Origin of the sequence: Bradyrhizobium sp. LTSP849, from assembly GCF_000938255.1 — a bacterium.
GTDB lineage: Bacteria > Pseudomonadota > Alphaproteobacteria > Rhizobiales > Xanthobacteraceae > Bradyrhizobium.
The window spans coordinates 211,261-231,133 of sequence record NZ_JYMR01000053.1; the positions used below are offsets into that span (position 1 = coordinate 211,261).

Consider the following 19,873-nt stretch of genomic DNA (forward strand, 5'->3'; position numbering starts at 1 on the left):
CCTGGCCCCGAACTACCTAGGATGCCTTTAAGGCAATTTGAGGCAATAGGGCGGCGGCTCTATTTCGCGAAACATGGTCAACGGATATTGCATCATCGGCTGACGTCAGCGGGGCCTGGTTCCCGCCCCGGATCCAGTCCTCGAGCGTCGCCTCGACCAGCCGCGCGATGGCGCCGAACCTGATCTTACCGGCGATGAAGGCGGCGACCGCGACCTCGTTGGCAGCGTTGTAGACGGTGGTCGCCCCCTTCCCGGTCCGGAGCGAATCGTAGGCCAGGCGAAGCCCGGGGAACCGTTCGAAATCCGGCGCCTCGAAGGTCAACTGGCCGATCTTGGCCAGATCGAGCTTGGCCGCCGGTCCCTTGATCCGGTCGGGCCAGCCGAGGCAATGCGCAATCGGCGTCCGCATATCGGGCGAGCCGAGCTGGGCCACGACCGAGCGGTCGGAGAATTCGACCATGCCATGGATGATCGATTGCGGATGAACCAGGACGTCGATCTCGTCCGGCGTCAGCGCGAACAGATACGACGCCTCGATCACCTCAAGCCCCTTGTTCATCATCGAGGCGGAATCGATCGTGATCTTCTGGCCCATGCTCCAGTTCGGATGCTTCAGCGCCTGGGCGAGCGTAGCCTGCTCGATGTCGGCGCTCTTCCAGGTCCGGAACGGCCCGCCCGAGGCCGTGATGATGACGCGGACGAGTTCATCGCGATTGCCTGAACTGAGCGCCTGGAACAACGCGTTGTGCTCTGAATCGGCCGGCAAAATGCAGGCGCCCGCTTTCGCCGCGCGCTGCATGAAGAAGTCGCCGGCACAGACGAGGCATTCCTTGTTGGCGAGCGCGACATGGGCGCCGCGATCAACCGCAGCCAAGGCCGGCTTCAGTCCGGCCGCCCCGCTGACTGCCGCCATCACCCAATCGGCCGGACGCGCGCCGGCCTCGATCACCGCGCTTTCGCCGGCGCCGCATTCCGTGCTGGTTCCGGCAAGCGCGGACTTGAGCTCGGCGAATTTGGAGGTGTCGGCGATCGCGACGAAGCGCGCGGAAAACTCCTTGGCGAGCTTCACCAGCGCTTCGACATTGCTGTTCGCCGTCAGCGCCTCGACGCGGTAGCGCTCGGGAGAGGCACGCAGCAGGTCCATCGTGCTGTCGCCGATCGAGCCGGTGGCGCCGAGGACTGTGACGCTGCGGACGCTCGACGCCGCAGCCTTGTTGTTACGCAATGGGACCGCGCTCATATCCTCACCAAACCATAAGACCGCTTCCGGCGCTATGCACACCATGGCGGAGAAAGCCGATAATCCATGCCACCAGGATGGCGGCGACAAAGCCGTCCAGACGATCCAGAAGCCCGCCATGGCCGGGAATTAAGTGACTGGAATCCTTGACCCCGAAGCGCCGCTTCACGGCGGATTCAAAGAGATCACCGAGCTGCGAGACCACGGTCAGGACGGCGCTCACGAGCAGCAGCGGAACCGCCTTTCCGAGCCCGCAAGCGGCAAAGCCGGCCGCAACCCCAAGGCTCCCGGCAAAGCTGCCGAACGCGCCGGCCCAGGTCTTCTTGGGGCTGACCCGCGGCCACAGCTTCGGTCCGCCAATGCCGCGGCCGGCGAAATAGCCGCCGATATCGGTCGCCCACACCACGAGCAGCACGAACATCAGCGCGGCAAAGCCGTGCACGGGATCCTGCCGCACCAGGATCGAGGCCAGCAGCGCTGCCGATGCGTAGGCGAAACCGGTGGCGGCCCAGACGAACTTGCCCCGCGCGAGCAGTGTCACGATCGCGCCGCCGACAAAGCCGGCGATGACAGCGGTCTTGAGCGCGCCGAAGGCAACGCAGAAGCCCATGATGGCGAGGACGATCGTCCCGGACGCCGTCAGAACGGCCGAGCCGGCGCCCACCACCATCAGCCATTCCGCGAACAGTCCGATCGACACCAGGGTGACGAGAAGCGCCCACAGCCAGCCGCCGGCATAAGCGAGCGCGATGGCGAGCGGCGCCAGCACGAGCGCTGCGAGGACTCGCATCACGAGATTGCTCGAGGCAGGCGCGGAGCCGGCCGGTGCGGCGTCGGGTTCGCTCACGAGGCGGTTTTCGCGACCAGGCCGCCGAAACGGCGCTCGCGCCTGGCGAATTCGGCGATCGCACCTTCGAGCGTCGCCTTGTCGAAGTCGGGCCAGTGGATCGGCACGAACACGAGCTCACTATAGGCGGCCTGCCACATCAGGAAATTGGACAGGCGCTGCTCGCCGCTGGTGCGGATGATGAGATCGGGATCGGGAATGTCGGGCGCATCGAGATGGCCGCCGAGTGTGTCGGCATCGATCGAAGCCGGATCACGCCTGCCTTCCGCAACTTCGCGCGCGAGCTGCTGCGCCGCCTTCGCGATCTCCTGCCGCGAGCCGTAATTGAAGGCAACGACCAGCGTCAGGCGCGTGTTGTCGCGCGTCAATTCCTCGGCCTCGTTCAGGAGTGCGCAGATGTCGCCCTCCAGCCCGTCCCGTTCGCCGATGATGCGCACCTTGACGCCGTCGCGATGCAGGCTTGCAAGATCGTTGCGGATGAAGCGCCGAAGCAGGCCGAAGAGATCGCCGATCTCGCTCGCCGGACGCGACCAGTTCTCCGAGCTGAAGGAGAAGATGGTGAGATAGCGAATGCCGAGCTCGTGCGAGGCGCGGACCACGCGGCGCAGGGCTTCAACACCGCGGCGATGGCCCTCGGCCCGCGGCAAGCCGCGCGCGGCCGCCCAGCGTCCATTGCCATCCATGATGATGGCAACATGCGCGGGCGCCTCGGACCTGTCGGGTCCTTCCGTGACGGGCGCTGCGGCGTTGGACATGACGGCGGCCTTAAAGCATGATCCGGACCCGAAGGGCCGCGTTAGCGCAAAGTGCGAAGCGGTTTTCCGAAAAGATCATGCGCAACAATAACCTAAAGAGCGATGACAATTCATCGCGCTTTAGACGGTGAGGATTTCTTTTTCCTTGGCGGCCAGCAACTGGTCGATCTCGGTGATCGTGCTGTCGGTCGCCTTTTGCACGTCGCCGGCCAGGCGCTCCTGGTCGTCCTCTGACATCTCGTGGTTCTTCTCGAGCTTCTTCAGAACATCGAGGCCGTCGCGGCGGACATGGCGCGTGGCGACCTTGGCGGCTTCCGCGTATTTGTGCGCGACCTTGACCAGTTCCTTGCGCCGCTCCTCGTTGAGCTCTGGAATGCGCAGCCGCAAGACCTGGCCTTCCGTCGCCGGCGACAGGCCGAGATTGGAATCGACGATCGCCTTCTCGACCGGCTTGACCATCGACTTGTCCCAGACCTGGACCGAGATCAGCCGCGGCTCGGGCACGCTGACGGTGGCGAGCTGGTTGAGTGGCATGTGGCTGCCGTAAGCCTCGACCTGGACCGGATCCAGCATCGATGCGGAGGCGCGGCCCGTGCGCAAGCCACCCAGCTCGTGCTTGAGAGACTGGATGGCGCCCTGCATGCGGCGCTTCACTTCGTTGATGTCGAAATTACCCGTAGCCATCTCGCTTCTCCTTCAAAAACCCGGCACGCCCCGCACCCCTTTCGGGCGCCGATGAGCTGTCAGCCGGCGACGATCGTCCCGTGGCCGGCGCCGCGCAGAATGGCGCCGATCGAACCGGGCTCCGCGATCGAAAATACGATGATAGGCAGCGACGTCTCGCGGGCAAGTGCGAAGGCGGTCGCATCCATCACCTTGTAGCCGCCCTCGATGGCCTGCGAATGCGTCAGCCGGTCGAACCGCGTGGCGGTCGGATCCTTTTTCGGGTCGGCGGAGTAGACGCCGTCGACATTGGTCGCCTTCAGCACGGCTTCGGCGCCGATCTCGGCGGCGCGCAGCACCGCGGTCGTATCGGTGGTGAAAAACGGATTGCCGGTTCCGCCGCCGAGCAGCACGATTCGGCCCTCGGCGAGGTATTTGTGCGCCGCGGTGCGGGTGAACAGCTCGGAAATCTCGGGCATGACGAAGGCCGACAGCGTGCGCGCCGGCGTGCCCTTGCGCTCGATCGTGGCTTCAAGCGCGAGGCAGTTCATCATGGTGGCGAGCATGCCCATGGTGTCGCCGGTCGGGCGCGACACGCCACGGGAGGACACTTCGACGCCGCGAAAGATATTGCCGCCGCCGATCACGACAGCGACCTCGGTGCCGAGATGACGGGCGGCGATCAGATCGTCCGCAACCCGGTCGATGGTCGGCTGATCGATGCCAAAGCCCTGCTGTCCCGCGAGATATTCGCCGGACAGCTTGATCACGACGCGACGATAGACCGGATCAGTCATGAGCACTTTCCTCGTCCGGGCGCCGCTTCCGGCGGCACGCCGGAAGGAACGTTCCGGCGCTTACTTCTTGCCGCTGGCCGCCGCGACCTCGGCCGCGAAGTCCGATTCCTGCTTCTCGATTCCCTCACCGAGAGCATAGCGCACGAAGCCGGCGATCTTAATGGTGCCGCCGACCTTGCCCTCGGCCTCCTTCACCGCCTGCGCCACCGACTTGCCGGTGTCGTGGATGAAGGCCTGCTCGAGCAGGCAGACTTCCTTGTAATAGGTCTTCAGACCGGACTCGACGATCTTCTCGATCACGTTCTCAGGCTTGCCCTGCTGGCGATATTTGTCGGCGAGCACGTCCTTCTCGCGCTTCACGACCGCCGGATCGAGGCCGGACGGATCGAGTGCGAGCGGGTTGGCGGCCGCGATATGCATCGCGATCTGGCGGCCGAGCGTCGCGAGCTCGTCAGCCTTGCCGGGCGATTCCAGCGCCACGATCACGCCCATCTTGCCGGCGCCGTCGATGACGGCACCGTGGACGTAGCTCGACACCACGCCCTGGCTCACTTCGAGCGAAGCAGCGCGGCGCAGCGACATGTTCTCGCCGATGGTCGCGATCGCATCATTGATCGCGGCTTCGATCGTGACGTCGCCAACCTTGGCGGCCTTGATCTTCTCGACATCGGCGCCGGCGTCGAATGCGACCTGGGCGATCATCTTGACCAGGCCCTGGAACTGGCCGTTGCGCGCGACGAAGTCGGTCTCGGAGTTGACCTCGACCACGACGCCCTTGGTGCCCCTGGTGAGCGCGCCGATCAGGCCCTCGGCCGCGACGCGGCCCGACTTCTTGGCGGCCTTCGACAGGCCCTTCTTGCGCAGCCAGTCCTGCGCCGCTTCCAAATCGCCGTTGGTCTCGGTGAGCGCGGCCTTGCAGTCCATCATGCCCGCGCCGGTCGACTCGCGCAGCTCCTTGACCATCGCTGCTGTGATCGTTGCCATCGTTGAAAATCCTTTTTGCCTGCCGGTTTGCCGCGGCGTGGCATCGAAGCGCCCCGCCGCGGTCCATTTCAGGAATTCGCGTCAACTGAAATGGTGGCCGGACCTTATCCGGCCAACCCATCGCTCTTTTTGACTATTCCGCTTCCGCGGTCAGCGCCTTGGCCTTGGCCACCCAGGCGTCCGCGCGGCTGGGCAGACCGACTTCTTCGCCGATCTTGTGGGCGGTGTCGTGATCGAGCTCGGCGAGCTGCCAGAAGTGGAAGATGCCGAGGTCGTTGAACTTCTTCTCGATCGCGCCCGACACGCCCGGGAGCTTCTTGAGGTCGTCGGCGGTACCGCGCGGACCGGCAAGGCCCTGGAAGCCGCTGGTGGCGGCCGGAAGCTCTTCAGCGACGACCGGCCGGGCCGATGCACCGACGTCAATGCCGGAATCGCCCTGGGCGCGCGAGATACCATCGATCGCCGCACGTGCGATCAGATCGCAATAGAGCGCGATGGCGCGGCCGGCGTCGTCATTGCCCGGCACCACATAGGTGATGCCCTTCGGGTCGGAGTTGGTGTCGACGATCGCCGCGACCGGGATGTTGAGCCGCTGGGCTTCCTGGATCGCGATGTCTTCCTTGTTGGTGTCGATCACGAAGATCATGTCGGGCAGGCCGCCCATGTCCTTGATGCCACCGAGCGAGCGATCGAGCTTGTCGCGCTCGCGCTGCAGCGTCAGACGCTCCTTCTTGGTGTAGGAGCTGGCATCGCCGCCAGCCAGCACGTCGTCGAGGTGGCGCAGGCGCTTGATCGAGCCGGAGATCGTCTTCCAGTTGGTCAGTGTACCGCCGAGCCAGCGCGAATTGACGAAATACTGCGCGCAGCGCTTGGCCGCGTCGGCAACGCCGTCCTGCGCCTGGCGCTTGGTGCCGACGAACAGGATGCGGCCGCCCTTGGCGACGGTGTCGCTGACCGCCTGCAACGCGGTATGCAGCAACGGCACGGTCTGGGCGAGATCGACGATGTGGATGTTGTTGCGGGCGCCGAAAATGAACGGCGCCATTTTCGGATTCCAGCGGTGGGACTGGTGACCAAAGTGCACGCCAGCTTCGAGCAACTGACGCATAGTGAAATCGGGTAGTGCCATCGTTCTAATTCTCCGGTTGGTTCCTCCGGAAGCGTGTGAGCAAAACGGAGCGTTGTCGCCCCGGCTGCCACCGGACGGCCTTGTGAGCCATGCTTCCGTGTGAGATGGCGCGGTGTATAGCGCGATTTCGGCCAGAAGCAAGGAAATAAGGGCCTTTCGAGGGCGTTTATGGCCCCCCGAAAGGTCTATTCCGGGCGTTCCGCCCTGCCCCTCAGCACCTTGGCTGGTTGGGCGGGCATTTCTTCGGGGCCGCAGGGCGTGGCGGCGGAGCGGCCGGGCGCGGCGGCGGGGCGGCAGCTACCCGGGGTGGCGGCGGCGGGGCCGGCCGGGCCGCCGGCGCGGGCCGTGGGGGAGCCGGGGCTGCCACCCGCGGCGGAGGCGTCGGTTTCGCGAGCGCCTGCGGACGCGGCGGCGGCGACGCCGGCTTGGCCGCCTGCGCTGGCGGAGGCGCGGCTCGCTGATTCCTGGGCTTGAGCTGCTCCCGCGCGGCGACCGACGATGGAGGCGATGCGGCCGGCTTCGCCGAGGTCACCGCCGGCTTGACTGCCGGGGTCGCCGAAGGCGCGATGGCGGCCGGCTCATGTGCGGTCGATTTCGCGCGCCCCGCCGGTCCCGTCGTCGGCGTTTGCGCCACGGGCGGCTTGGAGGACGGTGCAGTACCGGCGGGAACGGCCGCATTCGACGGCGCCGTCGCCGCATTGGGATGCGTCTGTGGCAGGCCGTTGGCAGGCGCCGTTGCGGTTGGCGCCAGCCGGTTCGGCGCCTGGACCGTGCCGGCAGGCGCAGGCGGGGCGTTCTGGGTGCCCGGAACCGGAAGCGCGTGGCCGGCCGGCGGCGAAGCCGTCTGCGGCGCGGCCGCCGTCGGCGCGGCGTTGACCGGCTTCACGAGCATCGCTGCCGGCTTTGCGGTCGGATTGCTGACGAACGCCGCCTGGCTCGGCTTGAGCTGCTGGTTCGGATTGGTCTGGATCGCCATCGCCTGTTGCCTCACAGCACCGGGTACCGGCGTCAGCGCGCCCGCTCGGCCGGCTCCATTCGCCGCAACGATCGCTGCGGCCGCGGCATTCCCGGCCGGCGGCGGGGCCGGCGCCTGGTTGATCACGGTGTTGATGACCGTGGTGTTGTGGCTGTTCTGGTAGATGATGTTGTTCGGCGGCGGCGCGACATAGATCGGCGGCCGGACGAACACCGGGATCGGCACGAACATCGGCTGCGGCAGCACGAACAGGCCGACGACCGGCAGCGGCGGCGCCAGTACCACGAAGTCCGGCGGCGGCGGCGGCAGATAGTAAACCGGCGGCGGTGGCGGCGGCGCGAAACCGAACACGGGATCGCCGAACAGCAGCACCGGACGGTCGATATAGACCACCTCCTCCGGCGGCGGTGGCGGCACGTCATAGTCCATCATCGCGAAAGTTGGCGGCGGCTCGAGCGGCGCGGTCAGGATCGCTAGCCTGCGCCGTGCATCGCCCGCATGCGACCCGCGCGGATAGCGGCGCAGATACGACCAATAGGCGTCGGGCGTATCGGCGCGATAGGTCCGCCGCCAGGTGATGGCTTCGCGGCGCGCCGCCACGATCGCCATCACGCGCTTGGACATCGGATCGTTGGGATAGGCACCGAGAAATTCTTCGTAGGCTGGCAGCGTGTCGCGCTCGAGCGCGGCCGCATAGGCATCCTGTACGCCGAGATCGCGGATCGGCTTGTTGCGCAGCGCGGCGACCTGGTCGGGCGCGGCCTGCGGCGGCGGCGCGTCGGGCCCACGCTCGAAGAAGGCGAATTGCGCCGAGACCTTCTGGTCGTCCCAGGGCACCTGCGCGCCCTTGCTGGCCTCGTTGACGCGCAGGCGAACGCGGTCGAACACATCCGTGAGCGACAGGCCGCCGGTGCGGATCATTTCGGCCAGCGATTGCGCGTAGATGCCGTAGGGCCCGGGCTCCTCGGGCGCCACCGTGCCGGGCGCCGCATTGAAGGCGATCAGCATGTTCGCCTCCGGCTCGACCAGCCCAAGTCCGCTCGCGATCGCCTGGCCGCCCTCGATGAAGGGCTGTGCGCGCGCCGCGTCGAGCACGATGATGTTGGCCTTGAGCGGAATGGACGCGAGCTGGCGGACATAGTCGCTGATACGCAGGCCCTCGATCGGAATGTCGGTATCGCGCGTGATGCTGGAATCGACCGGGATGAAATAGTTCTCGCCGGCGAGCTGCACGCCATAGCCGGCGAGATAGATCATCGCCACGGTGCCGGGGCCAGAGGCCTGCGCCTTCTGGATGAAATCACGAAAACTCTTGCGCAGCGTGTCGCCGTCGAGATCGCGCGCGCCGACGACGTCGAAGCCCGCCGCTTGCAGCGTCTGCGCAATCAGGCCGGCATCGTTCGCGGTGGTCGCCAGCGGCGACTTGGCATAGGCCCCATTGCCGACCACGAGCGCGATGCGCTTTTCCTGCTGCTGCGCGCGCACGGGATCATGCAGCCCGCCGGCCACAACCAGCAGGATCGGCAGAAGAAGACGGACCAACAGTCCTGGTGTCCCATGCATGGCTTGCTTGCCCCGCTATTGTTGTTGAGCGCATTCCCGCGCAACAAGGCACGCGGATACCTGAACGGCATTTGAACGAAGACGCCGCGAATGCGGCGGCCGGATGGCGCACACGCTTGTCAGGATCATGTCAGCTTCACCGGACCAAACGGCCACCTATCTCGCAAGGTGGCCCGCTCGCATCACAGGCGCGGCTCGCCCGGGCGGGACTGGCTGCGATCAGCATCGAGCTCGCCCTTCAGGCTGCCGATCTTGTCGAAGAAGGCGTCCTTGTTCCTGACCGGAACCGCGCGCAACATTGGCGGCATCAGCCAATGCACCGTCAGCTGCCGTCCGGAATCGGTGAAGGCCTCTGATTGCTGCAACGTCTGCACGCCGATGCCCCCCACCAGCACAGCCGCGACGAGTCCCCCTTTCAACCACAGCCGGCTGCGCCCGATCTCGCGCAGATGACCGAAGCAGACGACCGCAAAGATCAGCCAGACCGCGACATAGGCGTAACTGACGCCCTCCGGCCAAGTCCAGGCGAACGCGGCATATTGCGCGAACTCGTTGTAGAGCGAGACGGCGGCGAGGCCGACCAGCACGATCAAGAGATTGCGGAGGAAGTGCGAGCGTCCGGCGAAGATGCGGCAGAGCAGCGCCCATAGCCCGACCCAGACCAGGAGCGTCCCGGCGACCGTCAACAGTGGCGTGAAATAGGTCGATGCGCGCGGCTCGCTCGTCTGCGTCAGCCAGATCTTAAGCGCGTCGATCGCCAGGACCGACACGCCAATGACGAGCGCCAGGATGATCGGCAAGACATGCCGCTCGGGCGGCGCAATCAATTCGCGCTCGACTGCGTGATTGACGTCGCGAATGCGCAGATAAGTCTGCCCGATGCGGATCAGCTGCTTCCCGTCCACGACGAAATCGGACAGCCCGATCTTGCTGCCGTCGATGAATGTGCCGTTGGCGCTGCCAACGTCCTCGGCGACAAGGCTGCCATCGTCGCGACGGACCACGCGCAGATGCTGCGCGGCCACGTAGGGGTCATCGATCACGACATCGTTGTCGTAGCCCCGCCCGATACGCACCTCGGAGGCGGTGATGCGAAAGCGTGCGGCGACCTCGCGCTGTCGCGAAAGTATCTCGATCCACATCATTTGGCGACCTGCACCGCCTCGAGGAAGCGCTTGCCGAGCGCGACGGCGTCGTCATAGCCGACCGCCTGCATGTTCAGCCGCGAGACCAGCGCTTCAAGTGACTGGTCCTGCGTAACCGCGATCAGGGACACATCATAAAGTCCTTCGAACTGCCGGTAGGCCTGCGCGCACCACACCACATGCAGCGGCGGATGCTGCGGCGCCGCGCCAGCCTGGACGAAGTCCTCGTGACACCGCTCCGGCGTGTACCATTTCTTGAAGGGACCGCCGACGCTGAGGCGGGGCTGGCTGATCCGGACTAGATAGGTTGCGAACTGGAATTGATTGAGGTCGACGGTCTTGACCAGGGAATGATTGATGTTGATCGCACCGATGTTGAGGTCGGACGCCACGAACACGCTGGTGTCGCTGCTGCATTCGGTGGAGTTGACGCTGGCGCGCGGCTTCGGCGTGTCGACGGCGTTGGTGCTGGCCCAGCAGTTGAACCAGCGCGCCTGCGCCGCCGGTACGCGGTAGGGACCGAGCGCGTCCGAGCGGAAATCCGCTTCACCCAGCGACTTGTAGAGTCCTGATCGCCACGCGACCAATTGCCGGCCCACATCGCTCTTGATGTCAGACGGCTTGACGTCAGAGGATCTGGCATCCTCGCTCGCCCGCTGCAGCAGATCCGCCGCAAAGCGTGCGGGCACCAGGAAGCTGATGAGCTGGCCGCCCCTGCGCGTTGCGACGTTGACGCCGATGACGTTGCCGTCGGCAGTGACGGCCGGGCCTCCGCTCATGCCGGGATTGAGCGCGCCGGAGAAATGGATCCGATCGGTGTAGGTGTGATCGGTAAGACCGTTATAGGTGCCTTCGATGATGGTGAAGCCAAGGTCGAGCGGATTGCCCATCGAATAGAGCCGTTCGCCCTTGGCGAGCTTGTCCTCGAGCGCCGCCTGGTTGAAGGCAAAGAACGGCACGCCCTTCTTGTCGATACGGACCAGCGCAAGATCGTTCGGCAAATCGACGCGCAGCAGCGTCACTTTGCCCTGGCCGCCGTCGGCGGCGGTATATTCAAGCCGATAGGTGTCCGGCTCCAGCGCGGCCTGCGAGACGACGTGATAGTTGGTGATCGCCAGTCCGTCCGCAGAGACGAGGAAGCCGGAGCCGTTCGAGGTCTGGCGCCCAGCATCTGCGACCAAGGTGCGGATTTGCAGCAGGCGCGGCGGCGCGGCCGCGTAGATACGCTCGGCGACCGAACCTTCACCTTGTGCTGCCGACGCCGTGTCCGAAGCGCTCGCCGCGATCAGAAGCGACAATCCGATCGCACGCACAAGCGCGCCAACAAACAATCTTTGCAAGTCCCTGCCCCCGCGCAAATACACGCACGGCTGCATAGCCAAAGCACGGAGGGGTTGCAACATAATCCGGCTTCGTCCGAAGCACGCACGCGAGGCATCTCATCCCTGGGCGATCAAATCGACGGTGCCGGTCGCGAGCCGATAGATACCGCCGGCCACTCTGAGCTTGCCCTGCCCGACCGCGGCGTCGAGGATCGGCGCGGCTGACTTCAGCTTCGCGACATTGTCGATCACGTTCTGCCGGATCGCCTTGTCGAGAACGTCCCCGCCCTGCTGCATCGCAGCCTTTGCAGAGGGCGCGATCGCATCGACCAGCGAGGGAATGTGCCCCGGCGGCGGCTTGTCGTCCTTGAGAGCTTTCAGCGTCGCATCGACCGCGCCGCAAGCATCATGGCCGAGCACGAGGATCAGCGGCGCGCCCAGCACAGCGACCGCATATTCCATGCTGGCGATGGTCTCGGTGCCGGCAAAATTGCCGGCGACGCGGCAGACGAAGAGATCGCCGCGGCCGGTGTCGAAGGCATATTCCGGCGCGATGCGCGAGTCGGCGCAGCCCAGCACCGCCGCGAACGGGTTCTGCCCGCCGGCCAGCGCCTCGCGCTCATGCTTGAAATCGTGGCGGCGCGACACGCCGTCGACATAGCGCGCATTGCCCTCCATCAGCCGCTTCAGCGACGCGTCGGGCGACAGCACATTCTGCGGCTTCGGCGGCGGTTTGGTCTCCTTGGCGAAGGCCGCGCCGGCAAAGGCCAGCCCCACCGCGGAGACTGTCAAGTGGATGAGCGACCGCCGCGAAGGCCCGATGCGGACATCATCATGGACGCAGTTCTCGCACATGTTTGCTCCTCCCGGCCGAGCCGCCTTCGTCGATACAGCGGCAATCCTGCCGCGCATCTTAGTCGACGGCTTGCAACTCGGCGAGCTTTGTTCGCGCGGTCGCCTCGTCCAGCGGGACAAGCTCGGCCGGCCCGGGATTCGCTTCTCCCGCCGTCGCGACGGACACGACCGCAAGCCCGGCCAAGCCGCCGAGGATCGCTCCGCCCGTCGTGGCATCGTGCCTAGGGCTGCTCTTGATGAGGTAAAACTGCGTGCGGCCGGATTCCATCACGATCTCGCGCTTGGTGTCGCCGGGAAACAGCAGCTCGGTCACCAGCAATTCGTGACGGCCGGCCGGACGATCAGCATAGGCATAATTCCCGGCCAGAATCTTCCCGAGTGGGGCGCCATCGAGCTTCACCTCGCAGGCGCAGATCGCCATGCTCAGGCCCTGCCGCTTGTCCTGCAAGAAAACCACGCGCGACTGGCCCGCGCGCGGAGGACCGATCTTTTGTGACACGGAAGCAAAGTCGGTTCCGACCTGATCGCTGACACACCCCGCCAGCATGGCACCAACGGCAGACAACAGCACGCCCAGTCGCAGCATAACACCCCCAATTCATTCCCCGGGGACATGCTAGCCAAAATCAGCGCAGGGTTGCAACCGATCCGATATGACTACTTTGTAAAATCTGGAACGTGCATCCGCCACGCGGCTACAGCTGCTGCACGTCCACTACGCCAGCGACCGCCTTGATGGCGCCGGCGATCTGCGGCGAGACCTTGAAGCGGCCGGGCAGCTTCATCTCCACCTCGGTCTCGAGATCGAGCATGATCACCAGCGAGACCTCGCCGTCACCGTTGGAGCGCGGCGCGACGCCGGGACTGCCGATCTTTGGCGCGGCGCCGTTTGCGCCGGTCATCTCGGGTCCAGCCAGACGCTTGGCGATCGAGTCCAGCGGCTTGGTGTCGCGCACGAAGATGCGCAGGCCCTTCTGCGTCTTGGCAGCGGCGTCATCCAGCGGTTCGGCGTGCAGCACGCGGGCGCGGACGTCCTCGCCCTGGAGCTCGGCGCCGAGCTGGAGCAGCACGGCTGCGCCCGGCTCCAGCACGTCGCGATATTGCGCGAGCCCTTCCGAGAACAGCACCGCCTCAAAGTGACCCGTGGGATCAGAGAGCCCCATGATGCCCATCTTGTTGCCGGTCTTGGTGCGCCGTTCCATCCGCGACACCACGGTGGCCGCGACCTTGCCGGCGGTCGCGCCGGTCTTCACCGCGCGCGAGAATTCGGCCCATGACTGCACGCGCAGGCGCTTCAGCACGGTGGCGTAATCGTCGAGCGGATGGCCCGAGAGGAAGAAGCCGATCGCGTCATATTCGCGGCGCAGCCGCTCGGCCGGCAGCCACGGCTCGACCTGCGGCAGCATGATGGTCGGCGCGTCGGCCGCACCGCCGAACATGTCGTTCTGCCCGACGGTCGCAGCCTCATGGGAGCGCTGACAGGCCGCGAGCACCGCATCGGCGCCGGCGAAGACGCGTGCGCGGCTCGGCTCCAGCGTGTCGAACGCGCCGGCGGCCGCGAGACTCTCGATGATCCGCTTGTTGATCGCACGCGGATTGACCCGCGCGGCGAAGTCGGCAAGCGAGGTGAACAGGCCGTTCTTGGTCCGCTCCGCGATGATCTGCTCGACCGCCTGAATGCCGACGCCCTTCAGCGCTGCGAGCGCATAGTAGATGGTCTTGTCGCCGACCTCGAAGGTCGCGCCGGAACGATTGATGTTGGGCGGCTCGACCTTGATGCCGAGGCGCTGCGCCTCGGAACGAAACTCCGAGAGCTTGTCGGTGTTGTTGAGATCGAGCGTCATCGACGCCGCGATGAACTCCACCGGGTAATGCGCCTTCATATAGGCGGTGTGGTAGGACACCAGCGCATAGGCGGCCGCGTGGCTCTTGTTGAAGCCGTAGTCGGCGAACTTCGCCAGCAGTTCGAAGATGGTGTCGGCCTGCCCCTTCGGCACGCCGTTCTTGACCGCGCCCGCGACGAAGATCTCGCGCTGCTTCTCCATCTCGGCGCGGATCTTCTTGCCCATGGCACGGCGCAAGAGGTCGGCGTCGCCGAGCGAATAGCCCGACATCACCTGCGCGATCTGCATCACCTGTTCCTGGTAGATGATGACGCCGAACGTCTCCTTCAGGATCGGCTCGAGCACGGGATGCAGATATTCCGGCTCCTCGTCGCCGTGCTTGCGCAAGCAATAGGTCGGGATGTTCGCCATCGGGCCCGGGCGATAGAGCGCGACCAGCGCGATGATGTCCTCGAAACGGTCGGGGCGCATGTCGACCAGCGCGCGCCGCATGCCCTGGCTTTCAACCTGGAACACGCCGACCACCTCGCCCCGCGCCAGCATCTGGTAGCTTTCGGCATCGTCGATCGGCAGCGTGGCGAGATCGACATGGATGTCGCGCGGCTTGAGCAGCTTGATCGCGACGTCGAGCACGGTCAGCGTCTTCAAGCCGAGGAAGTCGAACTTCACGAGCCCGGCCGGCTCGACCCATTTCATGTTGAACTGGGTCACCGGCATGTCCGACTTGGGATCGCGGTACATCGGCACCAGTTCGCTCAGGGGGCGATCGCCGATGACGATGCCGGCCGCGTGCGTCGAGGCGTGGCGCGTCAGGCCTTCGAGGCGCTGCGCGATGTCGAAGGCGCGCGCCACCACGGGGTCTTCATCGCGGAAGGCCTGAAGCTTCGGCTCGCTCTCGATCGCAGCCGCCAGCGTCACCGGCGCGGCCGGATTCTGCGGCACGAGTTTCGTAAGCTTGTCGACCTGGCCATAGGGCATTTGCAGCACACGGCCGACGTCGCGCAGCACGCCGCGCGCTTGCAGCGTACCGAAGGTGATGATCTGGGCGACCTGATCGCGGCCGTAGCGCTCCTGGACGTACTTGATCACCTCGCCGCGGCGATCCTGGCAGAAGTCGATGTCGAAGTCCGGCATCGAGACGCGCTCGGGATTGAGGAAGCGCTCGAACAGCAGGCCGAACTTGATCGGGTCGAGATCGGTAATGGTCAACGCCCAGGCCACCAGCGAGCCTGCGCCGGAGCCGCGGCCCGGCCCGACCGGAATGCCTTGCGCCTTGGCCCATTTGATGAAGTCCGACACGATCAGGAAGTAGCCCGCGTACTTCATGCGCAAGATGACGTCGAGCTCGAACGCCAGGCGCTTGTTGTAGTCCTCTTCCATCGTGCCCTGCGACAGGCCGTGCACGCGCAGGCGGTTGGCGAGCCCCTCCTCCGCCTGACGCTTCAGCTCGGCCGCTTCGACCGCGGCGGCATCGGAGCTTGCGGCGGCGCCGACCGTGAAGAACGGCAGGATCGGCTTGCGCGTCATCGGGCGGAACGAGCAACGCTCGGCGATCTCCACCGTGGAGGCGAGCGCCTCCGGAATGTCGGCGAACAGCACCGCCATCTCGGCGCGCGTCTTGAAGCGGTGATCGGGCGTGAGCTGCTCGCGCTCGGTCTCCGCGATCAACCGGCCGCCGGCGATGCAGAGCAGCGCGTCATGCGCCTCGTAATCGTCGGCCGCGGCGAAATACGGCTCGTTGGTCGCAACCAGCGGCAGGCCCTTGGCATAGGCGATGTCAATCAGCCCGCTCTCGACGCGCCGTTCCTTGTCGATGTTGTGGCGCTGCAATTCGACATAGAGGCGATCGCCGAACAGGCTGGCGAGACGCTCGCAGCGCGTGGCCGCAAGCTCGGCGTAGCCGCCGGCCAGCGCGAGCGAGATCGGCCCGTCCGGGCCGCCCGTGAGCACGATCAGGCCATCGGTCTCGCCTTCGAGCCAGTCGAACTTGATGTGGGAGGCCTGGGTGTCGGGCGTGTCCAGGAACGCGCGCGAGTTCAGCCGCATCAGGCTGCGATAGCCGCGCTCCTCGGCGGCCAGCAGCACCACGCGCGACGGCAGCAGCGCGTTGCGCGCGTTCGGATCCTGGTCGCCGAAATCGATCGCGAGTTCGCAGCCGACGATCGGCTGGATGCCGGAGCCCGCCATCTTGTCGGAGAACTCCAGCGCACCGAACATGTTGTCGGTATCGGTCAGCGCTAAGGCCGGCTGGTGATCCTTCTTCGCAAGCTCGGCGAGCTTGGCGATCTTGATCGAGCCCTTGAGCAGCGAATAGGCCGAGTGAACGTGAAGGTGGACAAATCCGGCGCTCGGCATGGTCGCGTGACGGCCTCTGCAGATGGGTGGCGCGGTCGCCGGCACCAAGGGCGTCATGCACAGGCACGGCCGACTCGCCTCACAATGGTGGGGGCTCGCCGCGCCAGAGTCCACGCCGGAGCGGCCGATCGGCCAAATCGTCCCGCTTTTCCCCAAGGGGGACTAGACGCGGCACCAAAAGGCGCCCGCATCAGAGCTGCGGTAACACTTGGGCCCAGATCGCGATCATCCCGACGAACAGCGCGATCGAGGTCAGTGCAGCGGCTTCTTCCACGAAAATCCTGAACATGGCTTACTCCCTTGCTGGAACGTATGAAGAACATTGTTCTCATTTCGTTCTCGGGAGTCAAGCCAACTCAACCATCTCGCAATGAAATGGTTAACTCACTGAATTCAAACAATAAAAAAGCCCCGGCCAACGGCCGGGGCTTTCGACAATCGCTCCGAGGGAGCGATTAGTCTCAGTACTTCGCGATGATGGGGCCGCCGAACTTGTAGTTCAGGCGGACGAGACCCATGTCGACGTCCTGCTTGATGTGGTCGGTCTGAACGAACGCGCCGCCATTGGTCAGGTTCTGGTCGTTGCCGCCCAGGAAGATGTGGTTGTACTCGACGCCAACCGACCAGTTCGGGGCGAAGCCGTATTCGAGGCCCACGCCGACCGTGCCGCCCCAGCGGGTGTCGTCGGACGAAGCGACAAACGCGCCACCCGCGGTGCGGACGTCGAACTTGTTGCCGACCACGGCAGCACCGCCCTTGACGTAGACGAGGACGTTGTTCCAGGCGTAACCGACCTGACCGGTGATCAGACCGAACGAGTCGATCTTGGTGCGATTGCTGTTGCCGGTCAGCGCGCTGGTGTTGCTGCCCGAGAAGTCAGCCCAGTTGCCCTGGCCTTCCACGCCGAACACCCACTGCGCCGACTGCCAGCGATAGCCGACCTGGCCACCGACCGTGCCGCCGGTCGCATCGTGCGAACCTTCACGGCCGACGCCGGTCAGATCCCAGGTCGCGTGCGACGAACCGCCACCGCCGTTGATACCGATGTAGAAGCCGCTCCAGTCATAGACGGTGGCAATCATCGCAGGCGCCTTGGTGTAAGGCCGCGCCGCGAGATCAGCAGCCACCGCTGGCGCAGCCGCGCTGAGCGCGACGAGGCTGACAGCAGCAAGCAACAAATTCTTGTTCATTTGAATCCCGTTCCAGTTTCTTCAGTAGGCCCCCGGGCCGTGGCGCCGTCTTAGCAGCGATCGACGGAATTGCTGTAACCTCGACGCAACAGTTCAGTCGAAAGGCCCGCGCTTCATTAATGAAGATTTAGCAGAGCGTTCGGGAAACCCTTTGAAACAAGAGTTTTCAGCAGTTCCAATGTCTTCTGCGCGAAGTACACTGCGAGCGCGCGCAACAACGTCGCGCGCACAATCCTGTGATCGGAGAATCGATGATGCGCGCACTGTTTGCCCTCCCCATTGTCGCCACATTTTCGCTCGCGACCGCCACATTCGCGCTGGTGTCGAGCGCGAGCACGCCGGCGCGTGCGTTCGGCACGCATCATGCGTTCTGCCTGACAGGCGATGAATGGCCGGGACTGAGCAACTGCACCTTCGACACTTACGCGCAGTGTCAGGCCAGTTCATCGGGCCGTGCGCTGACCTGCATCGCGAATCCGTATTTCGGCGGGCAAAGCGACGATCCCTACGCGTACCAAAATCGCCCGCGCGCGCAGGCGCCGGGTTATTCCTGGTCGCGATAAGATGCGCCGCGCTTGCCTCACGCTTGCGCTGGGCACGCTTCTCGTGAGCGCACCTGCACATGCGCAGACCTACGATCCGAACTATCCGGTGTGCATGCAGATCTACGGCCCCGTCGGCTATCTCGACTGCCGCTACGCTTCACTCGAGCAGTGCAGATATCTCGCCGTCGGCCGCTCCGCGACGTGCCTCGATAACCCGTATTTTGTGCGGAAGCCGACAGCCCCTCGCCGATCGAGGCGCGGCGATTAGAGCGCGGGGTGTCGCGAGATAAACGGCGCGTCAACACGCTACCAAAAGTTGTGAACGCCCCGATCATTGTGTATCGTCAGCACCTGTTATTCACCGCGCGTGGTCCCCTCACTTCATGCTTGCCCGTATTTTGGTTCTCCTGGCCTCGCTGTCGATCCCCGGCGCATTGCATGCGGAAGGAACGGCGGCCGAGAAGGCTCCATTTGCGCACAGGCTGACGATCTATCTTGCCAAGGGGGCCCCTGACGCGTGCGGGCCGGGCTGCGACCGCTGGATCGCCATCGAGGGCGAGGTCGACCAGGACGCCGCGCCGCGGGTTCGCCGCTTCCTCGCCGGCGTCAAGGACACGCAGCGTCCTATCTATCTTCACTCGCCCGGCGGAAACGTGGAGCAGTCCTACGTCATCGGGCGGCTGCTGCGCAGTCGCAAGGCGGTCGCGCGCGTCGGCCGCACGATTGTGACGGCGTGCGCCGCGGGCACGCAGCAGGACGCCGCGTGCCTGAAGATCAAGAACGCAAGCGGCGAAGTCGAGGCCGAACTCACCACCCGCAACGCGATGTGCAACTCGGCCTGCGGCTACCTGTTTCTCGGGGCGACATCTCGCGAAGTGGCGCCTGACGCTGCGATGGCGGTCCATAATTCCAGGCTGATGCTCCTCATCCACGGGCATCCACCAGCGAAATTGCTCGCGGACGCCAGGCAGCGTCAGATCGAGACCTCCAATCGCGCGCGCACGACGTTCATGGCGGCGATGGGGATCAGCCACGAGCTTGATGATCTGATCCGGACAGTGAAGTTCGAGAACCCGCACACGCTGACGCGACCCGAGCTCTATCGGTTCGGAATCGATACGCGAAATTTGGCCGAAACGATGTGGACGCTGGAGAAGGGAGCGCGGCCCTCCATCAGCAAGTTCGCGATGATGAAGAAGGACAGCGGCTCCTCGTTCCGGGCGATGGAATGGCGTCTGTCCTGCGAAACCAGGGATCGCGTGCCGCTGAGATTCGCGGGCGAGATCGACGAGGCCACCGTCGGCAAAAGCACGATCCAGATGGCGGCGAGCGCCGACACGAACGCGGAAGCCGGAGGGTTTCCGGTACGCGTCGGCAAGTATGAGGTCTGGAGCGGCGCCGTCGGCTCCGACATGGTCAAGGCGATCCTGGCGTCGCGCTATCTCCAGGTCCGCGAAACCACGCCCTTGCCGGACGGACAGGCGGACACAACAAGATTCGACATCGAGATGACGAGCCTGGCGCCGGTGTGGACGCAGCTTGTGGCGTCGTGCGCGTCGGCGACAGCCGTCCCGAAGAGCCCGTCGCCGGCGCCCCCGTGGCCGACCGTCAGCGCAACGCCTCCGGCCGCGCCATCGCCGTAAGCGCAAGGGGCGTGGCGGGT

Annotated in this window: 17 protein-coding genes; 3 read left to right on the plus strand and 14 right to left on the minus strand. The window is 65.4% G+C overall.

Annotation, left to right across the window (positions count from 1 at the left end):
- Positions 1 to 16 precede the first annotated feature (16 nt).
- The 14 genes from dxr to UB31_RS34695 all read right to left on the minus strand — a co-directional run bounded on the left by dxr (position 17) and on the right by UB31_RS34695 (position 17,665).
- Complete coding sequence (dxr, locus tag UB31_RS34630; RefSeq protein WP_045014075.1) at positions 17 to 1,240, minus strand: 1-deoxy-D-xylulose-5-phosphate reductoisomerase; 1,224 nt, start codon at positions 1,238 to 1,240, stop codon at positions 17 to 19.
- 4 nt (positions 1,241 to 1,244) lie between these two features.
- Positions 1,245 to 2,087 carry a phosphatidate cytidylyltransferase gene (locus UB31_RS34635; RefSeq protein ID WP_156175685.1) on the minus strand — a complete coding sequence of 281 codons (843 nt, stop codon included), beginning with the start codon at positions 2,085 to 2,087 and terminating at the stop codon, positions 1,245 to 1,247.
- Positions 2,084 to 2,842 (minus strand): isoprenyl transferase, encoded by a 759-nt coding sequence (locus tag UB31_RS34640; protein WP_045014076.1) that lies wholly within the window; start codon positions 2,840 to 2,842, stop codon positions 2,084 to 2,086. The genes UB31_RS34635 and UB31_RS34640 overlap by 4 nt, the downstream gene beginning before the upstream one ends.
- A 120-nt stretch (positions 2,843 to 2,962) precedes the next feature.
- A complete protein-coding gene (gene frr / locus UB31_RS34645) occupies positions 2,963 to 3,526 on the minus strand; it encodes a ribosome recycling factor (RefSeq protein ID WP_045007600.1) in 564 nt (187 codons plus the stop codon).
- A 59-nt stretch (positions 3,527 to 3,585) separates the two neighbouring features.
- Positions 3,586 to 4,302, minus strand: coding sequence for a UMP kinase (pyrH, locus tag UB31_RS34650; protein WP_045007601.1), 717 nt, complete (start codon positions 4,300 to 4,302; stop codon positions 3,586 to 3,588).
- Between the two features lie 60 nt (positions 4,303 to 4,362).
- On the minus strand, positions 4,363 to 5,286 hold the full coding sequence (gene tsf, locus UB31_RS34655; protein ID WP_045014077.1) for a translation elongation factor Ts: 924 nt from the start codon (positions 5,284 to 5,286) through the stop codon (positions 4,363 to 4,365).
- A gap of 133 nt (positions 5,287 to 5,419) precedes the next feature.
- On the minus strand, positions 5,420 to 6,415 hold the full coding sequence (locus UB31_RS34660; RefSeq protein WP_045007603.1) for a 30S ribosomal protein S2: 996 nt from the start codon (positions 6,413 to 6,415) through the stop codon (positions 5,420 to 5,422).
- Between the two features lie 211 nt (positions 6,416 to 6,626).
- Complete coding sequence (locus UB31_RS34665; protein ID WP_045014078.1) at positions 6,627 to 8,954, minus strand: caspase family protein; 2,328 nt, start codon at positions 8,952 to 8,954, stop codon at positions 6,627 to 6,629.
- Positions 8,955 to 9,136: 182 nt separating this feature from the next.
- Positions 9,137 to 10,099: an FHA domain-containing protein gene (locus tag UB31_RS34670; RefSeq protein WP_045014079.1), complete on the minus strand. Its 963-nt coding sequence runs from the start codon at positions 10,097 to 10,099 to the stop codon at positions 9,137 to 9,139.
- Entirely contained in the window at positions 10,096 to 11,439 is a 1,344-nt protein-coding gene (locus tag UB31_RS34675; RefSeq protein WP_245306117.1) for a S1C family serine protease, read from the minus strand. Before UB31_RS34675 ends, UB31_RS34670 begins: the two co-directional genes overlap by 4 nt.
- Before the next feature lie 99 nt (positions 11,440 to 11,538).
- The gene (locus tag UB31_RS34680) at positions 11,539 to 12,276 is read right to left on the minus strand and encodes a carbonic anhydrase (protein ID WP_045014081.1); all 738 of its coding nucleotides are present in this window, start codon (positions 12,274 to 12,276) and stop codon (positions 11,539 to 11,541) included.
- Between the two features lie 58 nt (positions 12,277 to 12,334).
- Positions 12,335 to 12,862: a DUF2846 domain-containing protein gene (locus UB31_RS34685; protein WP_050044903.1), complete on the minus strand. Its 528-nt coding sequence runs from the start codon at positions 12,860 to 12,862 to the stop codon at positions 12,335 to 12,337.
- 109 nt (positions 12,863 to 12,971) lie between these two features.
- Complete coding sequence (gene dnaE / locus UB31_RS34690; protein WP_045014082.1) at positions 12,972 to 16,475, minus strand: DNA polymerase III subunit alpha; 3,504 nt, start codon at positions 16,473 to 16,475, stop codon at positions 12,972 to 12,974.
- A 461-nt stretch (positions 16,476 to 16,936) separates the two neighbouring features.
- The gene (locus UB31_RS34695; protein WP_045003069.1) at positions 16,937 to 17,665 is read right to left on the minus strand and encodes an outer membrane protein; all 729 of its coding nucleotides are present in this window, start codon (positions 17,663 to 17,665) and stop codon (positions 16,937 to 16,939) included.
- Between the two features lie 254 nt (positions 17,666 to 17,919).
- Here UB31_RS34695 and UB31_RS34700 point away from each other — a divergent pair, with 254 nt between their 5' ends.
- From UB31_RS34700 to UB31_RS34710, 3 genes are all read left to right on the plus strand, one after another.
- Positions 17,920 to 18,228: a DUF3551 domain-containing protein gene (locus UB31_RS34700; RefSeq protein ID WP_082078729.1), complete on the plus strand. Its 309-nt coding sequence runs from the start codon at positions 17,920 to 17,922 to the stop codon at positions 18,226 to 18,228.
- A gap of 1 nt (position 18,229) precedes the next feature.
- Positions 18,230 to 18,478: a DUF3551 domain-containing protein gene (locus UB31_RS34705; protein ID WP_045014083.1), complete on the plus strand. Its 249-nt coding sequence runs from the start codon at positions 18,230 to 18,232 to the stop codon at positions 18,476 to 18,478.
- A 115-nt stretch (positions 18,479 to 18,593) separates the two neighbouring features.
- A complete protein-coding gene (locus tag UB31_RS34710) occupies positions 18,594 to 19,853 on the plus strand; it encodes a hypothetical protein (RefSeq protein ID WP_045014084.1) in 1,260 nt (419 codons plus the stop codon).
- The last annotated feature ends 20 nt before the right edge of the window (positions 19,854 to 19,873 follow it).

Excerpts from the sequence above, each read along its gene's own strand:
- dxr (WP_045014075.1), bottom strand. The coding sequence starts at position 1,240 with ATGAGCGCGGTCCCATTGCGTAACAACAAGGCTGCGGCGTCGAGCGTC.
- UB31_RS34640 (WP_045014076.1), bottom strand. The coding sequence starts at position 2,842 with ATGTCCAACGCCGCAGCGCCCGTCACGGAAGGACCCGACAGGTCCGAG.
- frr (WP_045007600.1), bottom strand. The coding sequence starts at position 3,526 with ATGGCTACGGGTAATTTCGACATCAACGAAGTGAAGCGCCGCATGCAG.
- pyrH (WP_045007601.1), bottom strand. The coding sequence starts at position 4,302 with ATGACTGATCCGGTCTATCGTCGCGTCGTGATCAAGCTGTCCGGCGAA.
- tsf (WP_045014077.1), bottom strand. The coding sequence starts at position 5,286 with ATGGCAACGATCACAGCAGCGATGGTCAAGGAGCTGCGCGAGTCGACC.
- UB31_RS34660 (WP_045007603.1), bottom strand. The coding sequence starts at position 6,415 with ATGGCACTACCCGATTTCACTATGCGTCAGTTGCTCGAAGCTGGCGTG.
- UB31_RS34665 (WP_045014078.1), bottom strand. The coding sequence starts at position 8,954 with ATGCATGGGACACCAGGACTGTTGGTCCGTCTTCTTCTGCCGATCCTG.
- UB31_RS34670 (WP_045014079.1), bottom strand. The coding sequence starts at position 10,099 with ATGATGTGGATCGAGATACTTTCGCGACAGCGCGAGGTCGCCGCACGC.
- UB31_RS34680 (WP_045014081.1), bottom strand. The coding sequence starts at position 12,276 with ATGTGCGAGAACTGCGTCCATGATGATGTCCGCATCGGGCCTTCGCGG.
- UB31_RS34685 (WP_050044903.1), bottom strand. The coding sequence starts at position 12,862 with ATGCTGCGACTGGGCGTGCTGTTGTCTGCCGTTGGTGCCATGCTGGCG.
- dnaE (WP_045014082.1), bottom strand. The coding sequence starts at position 16,475 with ATGCCGAGCGCCGGATTTGTCCACCTTCACGTTCACTCGGCCTATTCG.
- UB31_RS34695 (WP_045003069.1), bottom strand. The coding sequence starts at position 17,665 with ATGAACAAGAATTTGTTGCTTGCTGCTGTCAGCCTCGTCGCGCTCAGC.
- UB31_RS34700 (WP_082078729.1), top strand. The coding sequence starts at position 17,920 with ATGCGCGCACTGTTTGCCCTCCCCATTGTCGCCACATTTTCGCTCGCG.
- UB31_RS34705 (WP_045014083.1), top strand. The coding sequence starts at position 18,230 with ATGCGCCGCGCTTGCCTCACGCTTGCGCTGGGCACGCTTCTCGTGAGC.
- UB31_RS34710 (WP_045014084.1), top strand. The coding sequence starts at position 18,594 with ATGCTTGCCCGTATTTTGGTTCTCCTGGCCTCGCTGTCGATCCCCGGC.